Consider the following 13,636-nt stretch of genomic DNA (forward strand, 5'->3'; position numbering starts at 1 on the left):
CATGACCGTGCCTGTCGCGCTGCCCTGGTGGCAGGATCTCACCCCGCAGCGCATCGCTCGCCTCGCCGCGGACGATGGCGTGGCCATCCTGCCGCTGGCGGCGGTGGAGCAGCATGGCGAGCATCTGCCGTTGTCCACCGACCTCGACATCGCGCTCGGCCTGCTGCAGGCGGCGGTACCGAAGCTGCCCGAGGGAATGCCGGTGTGCGTGCTGCCGCCGCTGACGGTGGGGTTGAGCCTGGAGCACACGGCCTTCGCCGGCACCCTGAGCCTGAGCCCGGAGACGGCGCTGGCCACGCTGGTCGAGCTCGGCGACAGCGTCGCGCGCGCCGGGCTGCGGCGGCTGGTGCTGTTCAACAGCCATGGCGGCAACAAGGCGCTGGTGGACCTGGCCGCGCTCAAGCTGCGCGTGGCGCATCGCATGCTGGTGGTGCGTGCAAACTATTTCCGCTTCGCGCCGCCGCCCGACGCGCTGCCTGCGGCCGAACTGCGTCACGGCCTGCATGGCGGCGCGCTCGAGACCGCGATGATGCTTCACCTGGCGCCGCACAAGGTGCGCACGGCGGCACTGCGGGATTACCCTTCGCTCGGCGCCGAAATGGCCGCCGCGGGGCGCACGCTGGGCGCGGAGAGCGAGGCAGGCTTCGGGTGGATGGCGCAGGACCTGAACCCTGACGGCGTCACCGGCAACGCGTCCCTGGCCGATGCGGCGCTCGGTGCGCGCCTGGTCGAGCATTTCGCCACCGTGCTGGCACGAGTCATCGGGGACGCGCGGGCATTCGACCTGGCCGGCCTGCGCGACCGTGGTGCAGATGTCGGTACCGCCAGCGGTGCGGACTGCGGCGAGGGGGGCTGAACGCCGCCGCTCGCTGCGCACACGAATGCGTACGGGCGCGCCAGGCACAGGCATGGTCGTCGCCCGTGGCGATGGTCAGAGTTTGGTGGCCACGTCCGGCGCCGGCAGGCACTCGGGGTCGGCGGAGGCCGGCTCGCCCTGCTCGTTGAGCAGCTCGTGCAGCCAGTGCCCGTGGCGGTTGGCCTTGGTGCGCAGGTAGCGCTGGTTCTGCGTGGTGACCTCGCCGTAGATCGCCTGGCGCGCGACCACATTGATGCCAGCGTGCTGCAGCGCCTCGACCTTGCTCGGGTTGTTGGTCAGCAGCATCACCTGATGGATGCCGAGCTGCTCAAGCATCTCGTGGGCGACGCGGAAGTCGCGCTCGTCCTTGGAGAAACCGATCACCTGGTCGGCGTCGATGGTGTCCAGGCCCTCGTCCTGCAGTCCGTAGGCGCGCAGCTTGTTGGCCAGGCCGATGCCGCGCCCTTCCTGCGACAGATAGAGCAGCACGCCGCCGCCCATGGCATTGATCGCAGCCACGCCGCGGCGCAGCTGTTCACCGCAGTCGCAGCGCAGGCTGCCGAAGAGATCGCCGGTGAGGCAGGACGAGTGCAGGCGGACAGGGACGGCCTCGGGCCAGCGTGAAGTGTCGCCGATGACGATGGCGACGTGCTCGTGAATGCCGTCGGCCTCGCGGAAGAGCACGAAGCGGCTATCCTCGGCTTCGGCGAGCGGCACGCGGGCCTCGCTGATGCGGGCGAGTCCGCCCGGGCCGCTCTCGCACAGGCGCAGCGCGGTCTCGCTGCTTACCGCGAGCAACTCGCCGCTCGCGATCTCGGCAGCCACGGCGTCGGCGCGACCCGGCGCGATATCGCATGCGATCGCCGCGGGCACGAGCTGGGCGCGCCCGAGCAGACGCAGTGCCGCGCGCTCGGGATCCGCGCCGGGTGTGGAGGTAGCGGCGGCAGGCAGACGGACGCCGCGTTTCCAGGCCAGATCGCGCAGGCTGGCGGCGCCAGGCAGGGGCGAAAGGTCGAGCGAGACGGTCTCGCCCGCATCGCGGTGTCCGAGCGCGGCCATACGGTGCTCGCTCAGCACCAGCCGGGCAGGTGCGCCGGACAGGGATTGCAGCGCGGCAAGCGCCTTGTCGTCGAGGCCTTCGACCGCCTGAACGAGAATTTCGCGGCCAGGGTGGCGGAGCAGGATCGGAAGCCCGCGTCGCAGGTCGAAGATGGCACGCTCGGCTTGGCGCATTCGTTGTTCTCCGTGGGGATGTTCTCGGGTTGCCAGGCTGCGATGCACGCACAGAGCGGGCGCCGCGGGTGCAAACCGTCTTTTGAGGAATGTTCGATGTCGGAAAGACTTCTACCAGATTGGGGCTGGGCCTGCATCCTGCAAGCGTACGACGTGAATTGGGCCGTCGAGATGCGTACAAGTTTCATCGTTGGCGATACGACGATCAAGGTCGAGGCCGGCGGCGCGTGGCGCTGCAATGTGGCGCTGGCGTCGGAGACGTCGCAGCTGCTCGACATTTTCCTCCCGCTGGTGACTGCACCGGGACCGCTCGTCGTGGCCCAACTTGGGCAGAGCCTGGATGGACGCATCGCAACCGAGAGCGGCGCTTCGCATTACATCAACGGGCCCGAGGCGCGTATGCATCTGCATCGGCTGCGTGCGGTGGTCGATGCGGTGATCGTTGGCGTGGGCACCCTGAATGCGGACAATCCGCAGCTCACGGTGCGCCACGTGCCGGGGGTAAATCCATTGCGGGTGGTGCTCGACCCGCGCGGTCGGGCCAATCCTGCGGCGCGCGTGTTCCATGACCGCAGCGCGCCTACACTTCATCTGGTTGCAGATGGAGGCAGCGGCGAAGACCCTGGCGCTCCGGGCATGGTCGGGTCCGGCGAGCTTGTGCGCCGTGCGCTGCCGGCAGGGGATGCGGGCTTCGACCCGGCGGTCGTGCTGGCCTCGCTGCATGCGGCGGGCTACCGGCGGGTGCTGGTGGAAGGCGGGGGCGTGACGGTGTCGCGGTTCCTGCAAGCGGGTGTGCTCGATCGGCTGCACATGCTGGTGGCGCCGATGCTGATCGGCTCGGGCCGGCCGGGGCTGGCGTTGCCACCGATCCAGTCGCTGGCGCAGGCGCTGCGCCCGATGAGCCGTTGCTTTTCCTGTGGCGGTGATGTGGTGTTCGACCTCGACCTGCGCCGGCAGATGGCGTGAGGTGGTGTTTGCGTGCATCCCCTCGCAGGATGCGTCCCCGGTCCCTGCAGGGTGCGCGCTCTGCATACAGGATGCGTCTACCGCTGCTGCAGTGTGGCCTCAGCCAGGGTCCGGGACGGCCACTGTGCCGCCGTGGCGCAGCATCAGCGCGCCGGGCAGGCTGGACAGCAGCACCACCGCGCCGTAGCTGATCGAGATCGCCACCCCCTGCGCCGGATCGAGACCTGCCGCCTGCCACAGCAGCGCCGCCGCGCCTTCGCGCAGGCCCCAGCCAGCGATCGAGAGCGGGATCGCCATCGCCAGCAGCACCCAGGGGATGAGCGGCGCGGCCGTGGCGAGGGGCGTGTCGATGCCGATCATGCGCATGCAGCACAGATACACGCCGACATAGCTTGCGACCACGAGTAGTGAGGCGATCAGCTGGGGCAGGAAAGCTCCGCGTGCGAGCAGCGCCTGCCGTGCCGCCTGCCGCAACTGGCTGAGATGCACGCGCAGGCGGGTTCTCGAAAGGGTCAGCCCGAGCGCCAGTAGCGCGAGCAGCAGCCCGGCCAGCGTCGCCTCCGTGTGACTCGGGCCGCTGAACGCGCCGTGGACGGCCGAGCGCAGCGCAGGTGACAGCGCCAGGCTGGCGAGCACCACCAGCAGGAGCGCGAGCTGGCCGGAGGCGCGCTCCAGCACCACGGCTTGCCACGCCGCAGCGCCACCACGCTGGAAATGGCTTTCCTTGCGGGCGTGACGCCAGGCGCGCGCGGCGTCGCCCATCACCCCGCCGGGCAGCACCTGGTTGAGGAAGGTGGCAAGGTAGTACTCGCGCACTGCGGCGCCAAGCGGCAGATGCGCACCCAGGCGCGCTGCGGTGAGCCGCCAGCGCCAGGCCGACAGCACCACCTGCGGCACGCCGAGCGCGAGCGCTGCCGCGAGCCAGCCCGGATGCGGTGCGGAAAAGGCTGCGCCGAGTGCGCGTGGGTCGAGCCAGTACAGCACGCCCGCGAGCAGGCCGATGCTGGCGGCCAGGCGCAGGATGCGGGCGCGGTGCGCGGCAGCGGTGGCGCCGGTCCCATGACTGCCATGGGCGGGGTTTGCGGGCGGGGGCAGGCTCATCCGGCAGGCGCTCGCGCGAGTTCAGGCAAGTGGTGGTGCGCTTTCGCCCGGGGCCGGCGGCAGCGCGAAGAGATCCAGATGGCCGACCTCCAGCCTGCCGGGTCCACTCCGGCAGTCCGCGCTGCGGCGGGCATGCCAGGCGTCGATGCGTACGCTGGCTTCCGGGCGCTGCGCGCTGGCGGCGTCGCGCCAGCCGTCGATGAGTGCCTGCGCGAGCGCAGCCGATGCAGGTTCGGCGATGTCCAGCCGCCACGGGCTGGGCGCGAGCGTGACCGTGAAGCCGCGCTGTCGCAGCGCGCTGGCGAGTGCCGGTGCGGCGTCGGGACCGAGCGCGGGGCCGAGCCCCTTGTCGCGACGCTGATGGGCGTTGAAGGCTTCGCGCACGAAATCGTCTTCCGCCTCCAGCGCCGCCGCGTCCGCGGGTTCTGCCGAGGACGATGGCGAGAACGACCATCCACCATCCACGCTCAGGGTGATCAGCAGCGCGCAGCCGGTCTGCGCGCAGGCCTGCGCCAAGCGGTCGAGCCAAGCGGTTTCCACCAGGTCGAGCAGCGCGGAGGCGGTGACGAGATCGGCCTCGGCGAGGGTGTGGCGGTCGAGCTGCCCGAGGTCGGCGCAGCGCGTGCGCAGCGCTGCGGTGCCGCCCTGTGCGTCGCGCAGTCCCTCGCAGGCGACGCGGGCATGGGCGAGCAGCGCGGGGTCGTGGTCGACCAGGGTCCACTGCTGCGGCCCGGGCAGGCGTGGCGCGAGGTGGCGCGGATTGGCGCCGCTGCCGCTGCCAAGGTCGGTGATGCGCAGCGCACGCCCGGGGGCGGCGACCTGGCGTTGGCGCAGCCACTCGGCGGCGAGCGCCTCGAGCCGTGGGGCGCGGGCCGCGCTGTCGGCGGTGGCGCGCAGGGCGAGCCAGTCGGCGTCGAAGCAGGCATCGGGATGAGGCGCGTTCGGGGCGGACGAACTCGTCGTCAGTGCAGCGGCGAACTCGGCGCCGGCCAGCCTCCAGTCGCGCAGGCGTCCGCGTGCCTCGCGGGCGCCGTCGCGCAGGGCAAGGCGCAGGCTGCGTTCGCGCAGCAGGCTCGACAAGGCTTCGCCAAGGGCGTCGGCCTCGCCCGGCGGCACCGCGATACCCGCGGCCGCGGGCAAGGTGTCGGCCAGGGCGCCGCCGGTGGTGGTGAGCACCGGCAGTCCGGCCGCCAGCGCCTCGGTCACCACCATGCCGTAGCCCTCGTAATACGAGGGCAGCACGAAGAGGTCGGCCTCGGCGTAGGCGGCGCGCAGCGCTTCGTCGCTGCATTCGCCGCGCAGGTGGATGCGCTCGTGCAGGCCGGCCGCCTCGATCAGGCGCGCGACCTCGGCGGCGAAGTCCGGGTCACGCATGGTGCTGCCGATCAGTTCGCACTGCCAGGGCAACTCGCGCAGCCCGGCGAGCGCCCGCACGAGCAGATCCTGCCCCTTGCGCGGCGCGAGGCTGCCGACGCAGAGCAGGCGCGGCGGCTCGCTGTCGGCGGGGGCCAGCGGCAGGGGCGCCACGCCCGGCTCCACGACTGCGATGCGTGCGCGCGAGACGCCGAATCCGGCGAGCCGGCGCGCGGTGAAGGCGCTGGTGGTGAGGATGCGCTGTGCGGCGCCCAGTGCGGCGCGTTCGCTCGCATACAGGCAGGCGCGCTGCGCGGCGCTCAGCCCGCGCTCGTCGCCGAGCGGGTGATGGACGATGGCGACGAGCGCGAGGCGGTCGCGCTGGCGGATCGCGACCTCGGGCAGGCCGCCGAGCGCGAGGCCGTCCACGAGCACGGTGCGCCCTGAGGGGATTGCGTCCAGGGTGCGCGCGAGCGCGGCGCGCGCGGTCGCGTCGGCGCGCGGGAAGCGTCCGGGCAGGCCGTGCACCGTGACCGTCCAGCCGAGTCGGCGCAGTTCTGCGACGATGTGGGCGTCGTACAGGTAGCCGCCCGTGCGCTGCGCCGGATCGCCGGGCACGATGAAGTCGAGCGTTCGGTTCATGCGATGGGGTGCGGTCGCGTGCGGGCGGGGGCAGGGCGCGGGACGGCCGGCGGCGCCGAGGTCACAGCGCGCCTTCGTAGCTCGCCCACGCGATGTGCGATTCGTGAAGGGTGATCTTCAGGTGCTGCAGGCCCTGGCCGCCCGCGCCGAGACGGCCGTCCCGGATGGCGGCCGCCATGCGGTCGAAGATCACGCGCGCCATGAACTCGGTGGTGGTGTTGCGGCCTTGGAGCGCGGGTTCGTCGTCGAGGTTGCGGAAGTTGAACTCGGTGAGCACCGCCTTGAGCGTGTCGCTGGCGAGGCCGATGTCGACCACGAGGCCGTCGGCATCGAGCTCGGCGCGCTGGAAGCAGGCGTCGACCAGATAGGTGGCGCCATGCACGCGCTGCGCCGGGCCGAAGATCTCGCCGCGGAAACTGTGGGCGATCATGATGTGGTCGCGGACGGTCAGGCTGTACATGCGGGATCTCCGGAGTCGTGGGGGTGAGCGGTCTGGTGGGCGTCGGCGCCCGGGTAGCGGATGCGCTCGCACAGCGCGCCTGCCGGTGCGTGGGCGAGGCGGTGCATGAGCGCGGGCAGCGCGGCGAAATCCGTCTCGCCGCTGATCAGCGCATCGAGTCGGGCGTCGACGAGCAGGCGCAGCGCGAGTTCCATGCGGCGGCGGTGGTCCCAGCGCGGGCTGCGCTGGGGCGGCAAGTGGCCGACCTGGCTGGAGCGGATGGCGAGCCGGCGCGCGTGGAAGGCGCCGCCCAGCGGCAGGCCGACCTGCGCGCTGCCGTACCAGCTCATCTCGATGATGCTCGCTTCCTGGCCCGCGAGCGCCAGTGCGGTGGCAAGGCCGGCAGGGTTGCCGCTGGCGTGGAAGACGAGGTCGCAGTCGCCGCGCGCCGCATCGGGCAGGCGGTGTGTGAGGCCGAGCGCCTCCGCGAGCCGCGCGCGGCCGGGGTCGATGTCGATCAGTTCGACGTCGGTGCCGGGGATGCGGTTGCACAGCCAGGCGACCAGGCTGCCGACCACGCCGGCGCCGACGACAGCGATGCGGTCGCCCACGCTGGGCGCGCCGTCCCAGCAGCCGTTGATCGCGGTCTCCATGTTGGCGGCGAGCACCGCGCGCGCGGGCGGCAGGCCGTCGGGCAGGGGCAGCACGGCCGCCGCCGGCACGATGTAGCGCTGCTGGTGCGGATGAAGGCAGAACACCGGGCGGGCGCAGAGGGCTTCGGCATCGGGTCCCGCGCCGGCCTCGACGACGCCGACGCTGATGTAGCCGTACTTGACCGGACCGGGAAACGCGCCCTCCTGGAAGGGCGCGCGCATGCGCTGGTATTCGCTCGCCGGCACCTCGCCGCGATACACCAGGCTCTCGGTGCCGCGGCTGATGCCGCTGTAGAGGTTGCGCACGAGGACTTCGCCGTCCTGCAGCGGGCGCAGCGGCGCCGGGCGCAGGGCGCCGTGTCCCGGGGCGAGGGTCCAGAACGCGAGGTTGGTGTCGGGCATCCTGTGTTCCTGGGCGTTCGTAAGGCGAGGGGTGGAGTCGGCTGGGTGTTTCCGCCGTCTTGCGCGAACCCTTCGCGCGGTCCGATGATCGAAGCCGACATGGTAGCAGCGCGCCGCGACCGAGGCGCCGGAGGCGAGGAGAGCATGAACGAGGACGGCATGCCCGCGACGCAGGCTTCGTGGCCGCAGCTCTGGCTGGAGTTGGCGGGCGGGCTCGCGGTGACGATCGCACTCGGCGCGCTGGCGGCGAGTGTGATGGCCCTGCCGCTCCGCGTCGCGGGTGTGGCGGCGGTGGTGATGGCGGCGGTGGGCGCCCTGATCCTGCACGCGTGGCCGGATACGCGCCGCGGGCTGGGGCCGGCCAACCGCGTGACCCTGTTGCGCGCCGCGCTGGTGGCGCTGGTGGCGGGGGCGCTGGCGGCGCCGGCGTGGGCGCAGCAGCACGCGACCGCGCTTGCCCTGGTCGCCGCGCTGGCGCTGCTGATGGACGGCGTCGATGGCTGGGTGGCGCGGCGCTGCGGCTGCGAGAGCGCGTTCGGCGCGCGCTTCGATATGGAGCTCGACGCCTTCCTGATCCTGATCCTGTGCGTGCATCTGCTGCTGATGGACAAGGCGGGGTCGTGGGTGCTGGCGATCGGGGCGATGCGTTACGGCTTCGTGGCGGCGATGTTCGTCTGGCCCTGGCTCGAAGGGCCGCTGCCCGAGAGTCGGCGGCGCAAGCTGGTGTGTGTGTGGCAGGTCGCCAGCCTGCTCGTGAGCCTGCTGCCGATGGTGAAGCCCGCGCTCGCGGTGCCGCTGCTGGTGCTGGCACTGGCGCTGCTGGCGTGGTCGTTCGCGGTCGATGTCCGGTGGCGGCGCGCGCATGGCCGCGTCGACGCCTGAATGGGTGCCGGGCGCTCGCCGGCACGGGTTGGAAGCGTAAGGAGGAAGACAGGATGAAGAGGAACACACGGTTTTTCGGCCTGCGTCCCTGGCTTGCGGCAGGGCTCGCGGCGGCCGCTCTGGGCGCTGCGCCGGCCTGGGCCGAGCCGCACGGCTACACGATCGATCCCGATCATTTCGCGATCGGCTTTCAGGTCAATCACGTGGGCTACGCCGACGTGATCGGCATGTTCCTCAAGGCGCGCGGCAGCTTCGTGTATGACGAGGAGGCGCGCACGCTGGTGTCGGGGAAGGTCGTCGTGGCCGCCGACAGCGTGTTCAGCAACCACGAGGCGCGCGACCGTCATGTGCGCGACAGCGATTTCCTCGACGCCGGGCGCTATCCGGAAATCGTCTTCGAGGCCACGGGCTTCGAGCTGACGGGCGAGCGTGACGGGCGGCTCGAGGGCCGGCTCGGCGGCAATCTCACCCTGCTCGGCAAGACGCGACCGGTGACGCTGGACGTGTCGCTGAACAAGGTGGCGAGCTATCCCTTCGGCCATCGCAAGCACACGCTGGGCATCTCGGCCCGTACCACCCTGCTACGCAGCGAGTGGGGGATGGACTATGCGCTCAAGGGCGGCATGGTCGGCGATGCGGTGCAACTGCGCTTCGAACTAGAGGCGATCCGGGATTGAGCGATTCGACAAGGGACCGGGTGCGGCGGTGCCTCACCCGGCAGCCGTCGTCGCCTCAACCGCCGATGTAGGACATCTCGATCTTGCGCTGCGCCGCCGTTGCCGCCGTGCGGATCTCCGAATAGCGGTCGTCACGGCCATTCCAGACACGGGCGATGACGGCGTCGATCTGTGCGTCGTCCGCGCCGGTGCGAAGCAAGGTGCGCAGGTCGTGACCCTGCTGGGCGAACAGGCAGGTGTAGAGTTGCCCTTCGGTGGATAGTCGGATGCGTGTGCAGCTTGAGCAGAAGGCCTGCGTGACCGAGGAGATCACACCGATTTCACCTGCGCCATCCTTGTAGCGCCAGCGTTCGGCGACCTCGCCCACGTAGTTCGGGTCGGCAGGTTCGAGCGGGAACAGGCGGTCGATGCGTGCGACAACCTCGCGCGAGGGCAGTACTTCGTCCATCTTCCACCCGTTCGAGGCGCCTACGTCCATGAACTCGATGAAGCGCAGGATGTGCCCACTATGGCGGAAATGGGTGGCCATGGCCTCGATGTCACCGTCGTTGGTGCCGCGCTTGACGACCATGTTCACCTTGATCGGACCCAGCCCGGCTGCCCGTGCGGCGTCGATGCCTTCGAGCACCTTCTCCACCGGGTAGTCGGCGTCGTTCATGCGCCGGAACAGGGCGTCGTCCAGCGCATCTAGGCTCACGGTGACCCGATGCAGGCCGGCGTCGGCCAGGCGCTGCGCCATGCGGGGCAGCAGCACGCCGTTCGTGGTCAGCGTGATCTCCACCCCGTCCAGACGGGCGAGCATCTCGATCAGGCGCTCGACGTCCTTGCGCAGCAGCGGCTCGCCCCCGGTGATGCGGATCTTGCGCACGCCGCGTGCCGCGAACAGGTGCGCCACACGCAGGATCTCCTCGAAACTGAGCAGTTCGCGCCTGGGCAGGAAGGCATAGTCGTCGCCGAACACCTCGCGCGGCATGCAATACACGCAGCGGAAGTTGCAGCGGTCCGTGACCGAGATGCGCAGGTCGCGTACCTCGCGCCCGCGGCGGTCGACAAGCGCTTCACCCGGGGCTGGGCGTGAGGCCGGGTCGGGCACCTCGGTGTGGGGTGCGTTGCTCGGAGCAAGCTGCTGGATCGGGATGACTTTCATGGTCGGCGGCGGGGTCGGGTTGCAGGATTATCAAAGCATGGACAACGCGATGCAAGGCACGGTTCGCGGCAGGGTTCGCGCTGGGGCGCATCGTGATGCGGGTCAAGGCGTGGCAGCCTGTGGGCGCGGGCCGCGAAGGCGGGGTGTATCATTGCGCTCCGGATCGATCCGGCATCAGGAGAAGAATCAAACATGGCCGATCTCGTGCCGCTGCCGGCAACGGCGCTGCGCAAGCAGTGCGACCCCGCCTGCTTCACCTTCGAAACCACCGAATCCCTCATCGAACATGCCGGCGACCTCGGCCAGGCGCGCGCCGTGGAAGCGATCCGCTTCGGGCTCGCGATGGGGCACACCGGCTATCACGTCTTTGTGCTGGGCGAGACGGGCAGCGGCAAGCACGCCACCACCTTCCGGCTGCTGCACGAACGCGCGGCGAGCGAACTCGTGCCGCCCGACCTGTGCTACCTGCACAACTTCGGCGAGCCGCTCAAGCCGAAGCTGCTCGCGCTGCCTGCCGGACGGGGCGGGGCGTTGCGTACGCACATGCAGACCTTCATCCGCGACCTCGGGCCGGCGCTCGGTGCCGCGCTCGACAGCGATGCGCACGTAGATCGCGTCGAATCGCTGCAGAGTGCGCACAAGGCGCGCGAGGAGGCCGCCCTGCGCGAGCTCGGCCAGGCCTGCGCAGCCGAGAACATTTCCCTGATGCAGACGCCCGAGGGCTTCGTGTTCGCACCCACCAGGGAGGGCGAAGCGATGTCGCCCGAGGTTTTCGAGGCCTTGCCCGAAGACGAGCGCAAGACCATCGAGGCGCGCGTCGGCGCCTGGAGCGACCGCCTGGAGGATCTGCTCAACGACTTCCCCGGCTGGCGCAAGGCAGTGCGTGAATCCATCGAGCGCGCCGAGCGCGAGGTGCTGGGCCCGGCCGTCGCGCACCTGCTGCGCGAGGTGCGTGAGGCGCATGAGGATCTGTCCGAGGTGCTCGCCTTCCTCGACGCCGTGGAGCGCGACGTGCTCGACTCCGCGATCAAGGGCACGATGCTGGATGAGGAGGATGAGGAGGCACCCGAGCCGGAGGAGAACACCCGTTACCACCGCTACCAGGTCAAGCTGCTGGTCGACCATTCGGCCTCTCAGGGCGCGCCGGTGGTGTTCGAGAACAACCCGGGCTACGGCAACCTGATTGGCCGCATCGAACACATCGTGCAGCAGGGCAACCAGGTCAGCCACTTCAACCTGATCCGTGCCGGTGCCCTGCATCGCGCCAACGGTGGCTACCTGGTGCTGGATGCCGAGCGCCTGCTGTCGCAGCCCTTTGCCTGGGAAGGCCTCAAGCGCTGCCTGCGCGCGGGTGAGATCCGCATCGAACCGCCTGCCGAGGCGCAGGGCTGGAGCGGCGCGCTGACGCTCGAGCCCGAGGCGCTGCCGTGCGCGCTCAAGGTGGTGCTGATCGGCGATCGCGACGTGTATTACCTGCTCATGGAGCACGATCCGGAGTTCGCCGACCTGTTCAAGGTGCCGGCCGACTTCGATGATGACCTGCCGCGAACGCCCGGGAATGAGTGCGAGTACGCGCGCCTGATGGCGCTGCTGGTGCGTACGGCCAAGCTCCTCCCGGTGCATCGCGAAGGTGTTGCGCGCCTGGTGGAGGAAGCCTCGCGTCTGGCGGACGACTCCGGGCGCCTGTCGCTGAACACGCGCGCGCTGTCCGACCTGATGCGCGAGGCCGATTTTCATGCGCGTGGCAAGGGGTTGGCCGTCACCGGGCGTACCGAAGTGGAAGATGCGCTCGCGGCCCGCAAGCGTCGTGCCGACCGCTATCCGACCCGTGTGCTGGAGTCCATCCTGGACGGCACCACGCTGATCTCCACCGACGGCGAACGCGCCGGGCAGATCAACGGGCTGGTGGTGATCGAACTGGCCGGCGAGCTCTTCGGTCACCCGGTACGCATCACCGCCACCGTGCGCATGGGCGAAGGCGATGTGGTCGACATCGAGCGCGAGACCGAGCTGGGCGGTGCCATCCACTCCAAGGGCGTGCTGATCCTGTCCGCCTTCCTCGCCGCGCGCTATGCCCGCCACCAGCCGCTGTCGCTGTCGGCGAGCCTGGTGTTCGAGCAGTCGTATGCGCCGGTCGAGGGCGACTCCGCCTCGCTTGCCGAGCTGTGCGCGCTGCTGTCGGCGCTCACGCAGATCCCCATCCAGCAGCGCTTTGCGATCACCGGCTCGGTGAACCAGTTCGGTGAGGTGCAGGTGATCGGTGGCGTCAACGAGAAGATCGAGGGCTTCTTCGACCTGTGCAAGGCACGCGGGCTGGACGGCTCGCATGGGGTGGTGATCCCGGCCGCGAGCGTGCGCCACCTGATGTTGCGCGAAGACGTGGTCGAGGCCGCGGCCAAGGGCTTGTTCCACATCCACGCGGTGAAGACGGTGGATGAGGCGATGACGGTACTGACCGGCGTCGAGGCGGGCGAGCCGGATGCGAAGGGTGTCATCCCCAAGGGTACGCTGAACCACAAGATCGCCACCGTGCTCGCCGAAATGACCGCGGCACGGCATGCGCACGCGGATGGCGACGGTTCGGCCGGCGCGCGCCAGCACCGGCGCCGGCACGCCGTGTAAGGCTGGTCGGGCGACTGCCATCGGTCGTCGCCCGACCAGCGTTCAGTGCGGGCGCTGCTTCAGTCCGGCCAGTTGACGGTCGTGCATCCGGCCCAGCAGCAGTTGTGCACCCATTGCCCCCAGCAGCGCCATCAGCATGTCGGCCTGCGCGTCCCAAGGATCCCCCTGGGTGCCGAGGAATTCCACTGCACCGCCGCCCCACAGCACGGCCGACGTCCACTCCACGAGCTCGTAGAGCGCGCTGATCCCCAGGCAGCTCAGCGTGAGTAGCGCGAACAGCCATTTTCCGGCGCGCAGCGGCGAGGTGCGCAGCAGCAGCTCACGCCCGAGGATGGCCGGCGTCACCCCCTGGAAGAAATGGCCGAAACGGTCGTAGGGGTTGCGCGCGAGCTCGAACCAGTCCTGCACCACGAAGCCGATCGGTACGCGCGCATACGTGTAGCTGCCCCCCAGGATCAAAATCAGAGAGAAGAAGGCGATCAACCCGTAACAGAGCGGGGTGAGCGGAAAGCGCCGTGCGGTGGCGACGAGGATGGGCATGGCAATGAGCACCGGTGCCACCTCTGCCCACCACACGCCGCGATCGTATGGGGCGACGCCTGAAGCTGCGAGCGCAGTGAGGACGACTGCGAGGAGGGTCACGGGCAGGCGCATCGCAGGAGG

The 13,636-nt window shown here is 70.4% G+C and carries 12 protein-coding genes; 5 read left to right on the top strand and 7 right to left on the bottom strand.

The window, feature by feature from the left end:
- The first annotated feature begins 1 nt into the window (after position 1).
- Positions 2-856: a creatininase family protein gene (locus ACUH78_RS03015; RefSeq protein WP_418364696.1), complete on the top strand. Its 855-nt coding sequence runs from the start codon at positions 2-4 to the stop codon at positions 854-856.
- Between the two features lie 75 nt (positions 857-931).
- Here ACUH78_RS03015 and ribA read toward each other — a convergent pair whose 3' ends face one another.
- Entirely contained in the window at positions 932-2,089 is a 1,158-nt protein-coding gene (ribA, locus tag ACUH78_RS03020; RefSeq protein ID WP_418364695.1) for a GTP cyclohydrolase II, read from the bottom strand.
- Between the two features lie 96 nt (positions 2,090-2,185).
- Here ribA and ACUH78_RS03025 point away from each other — a divergent pair, with 96 nt between their 5' ends.
- A complete protein-coding gene (locus ACUH78_RS03025) occupies positions 2,186-3,055 on the top strand; it encodes a RibD family protein (protein ID WP_418364694.1) in 870 nt (289 codons plus the stop codon).
- Positions 3,056-3,154: 99 nt separating this feature from the next.
- Here the strand turns inward: ACUH78_RS03025 and ACUH78_RS03030 are convergent, their stop codons facing one another.
- The 4 genes from ACUH78_RS03030 to ACUH78_RS03045 all read right to left on the bottom strand — a co-directional run bounded on the left by ACUH78_RS03030 (position 3,155) and on the right by ACUH78_RS03045 (position 7,645).
- A complete protein-coding gene (locus ACUH78_RS03030) occupies positions 3,155-4,156 on the bottom strand; it encodes a lysylphosphatidylglycerol synthase transmembrane domain-containing protein (protein ID WP_418364693.1) in 1,002 nt (333 codons plus the stop codon).
- 21 nt (positions 4,157-4,177) lie between these two features.
- Positions 4,178-6,151, bottom strand: coding sequence for a glycosyltransferase (locus ACUH78_RS03035; RefSeq protein WP_418364692.1), 1,974 nt, complete (start codon positions 6,149-6,151; stop codon positions 4,178-4,180).
- A gap of 61 nt (positions 6,152-6,212) precedes the next feature.
- A complete protein-coding gene (locus ACUH78_RS03040; protein WP_418364691.1) occupies positions 6,213-6,611 on the bottom strand; it encodes a 6-pyruvoyl trahydropterin synthase family protein in 399 nt (132 codons plus the stop codon).
- Positions 6,599-7,645 (bottom strand): zinc-dependent alcohol dehydrogenase, encoded by a 1,047-nt coding sequence (locus ACUH78_RS03045; RefSeq protein ID WP_418364690.1) that lies wholly within the window; start codon positions 7,643-7,645, stop codon positions 6,599-6,601. The genes ACUH78_RS03040 and ACUH78_RS03045 overlap by 13 nt, the downstream gene beginning before the upstream one ends.
- 99 nt (positions 7,646-7,744) lie before the next feature.
- On the opposite strand from ACUH78_RS03045, the gene ACUH78_RS03050 reads away from it, so the two are divergent.
- Both ACUH78_RS03050 and ACUH78_RS03055 read left to right on the top strand, forming a co-directional pair.
- The gene (locus tag ACUH78_RS03050) at positions 7,745-8,527 is read left to right on the top strand and encodes a CDP-alcohol phosphatidyltransferase family protein (protein WP_445332627.1); all 783 of its coding nucleotides are present in this window, start codon (positions 7,745-7,747) and stop codon (positions 8,525-8,527) included.
- 53 nt (positions 8,528-8,580) lie between these two features.
- The gene (locus tag ACUH78_RS03055) at positions 8,581-9,204 is read left to right on the top strand and encodes a YceI family protein (RefSeq protein WP_418364688.1); all 624 of its coding nucleotides are present in this window, start codon (positions 8,581-8,583) and stop codon (positions 9,202-9,204) included.
- A 55-nt stretch (positions 9,205-9,259) separates the two neighbouring features.
- Here the strand turns inward: ACUH78_RS03055 and moaA are convergent, their stop codons facing one another.
- Entirely contained in the window at positions 9,260-10,351 is a 1,092-nt protein-coding gene (gene moaA / locus ACUH78_RS03060) for a GTP 3',8-cyclase MoaA (protein WP_418364687.1), read from the bottom strand.
- A 192-nt stretch (positions 10,352-10,543) separates the two neighbouring features.
- On the opposite strand from moaA, the gene ACUH78_RS03065 reads away from it, so the two are divergent.
- Positions 10,544-12,973 carry a Lon protease family protein gene (locus tag ACUH78_RS03065; RefSeq protein WP_418364686.1) on the top strand — a complete coding sequence of 810 codons (2,430 nt, stop codon included), beginning with the start codon at positions 10,544-10,546 and terminating at the stop codon, positions 12,971-12,973.
- A 42-nt stretch (positions 12,974-13,015) separates the two neighbouring features.
- Here the strand turns inward: ACUH78_RS03065 and ACUH78_RS03070 are convergent, their stop codons facing one another.
- Positions 13,016-13,627, bottom strand: a complete 612-nt coding sequence (locus ACUH78_RS03070) for a DUF2238 domain-containing protein (RefSeq protein ID WP_418364685.1) — start codon at positions 13,625-13,627, stop codon at positions 13,016-13,018.
- Between the last annotated feature and the right edge of the window lie 9 nt (positions 13,628-13,636).

It is taken from the genome of Thauera sp. ZXT1-4 (assembly GCF_052598215.2).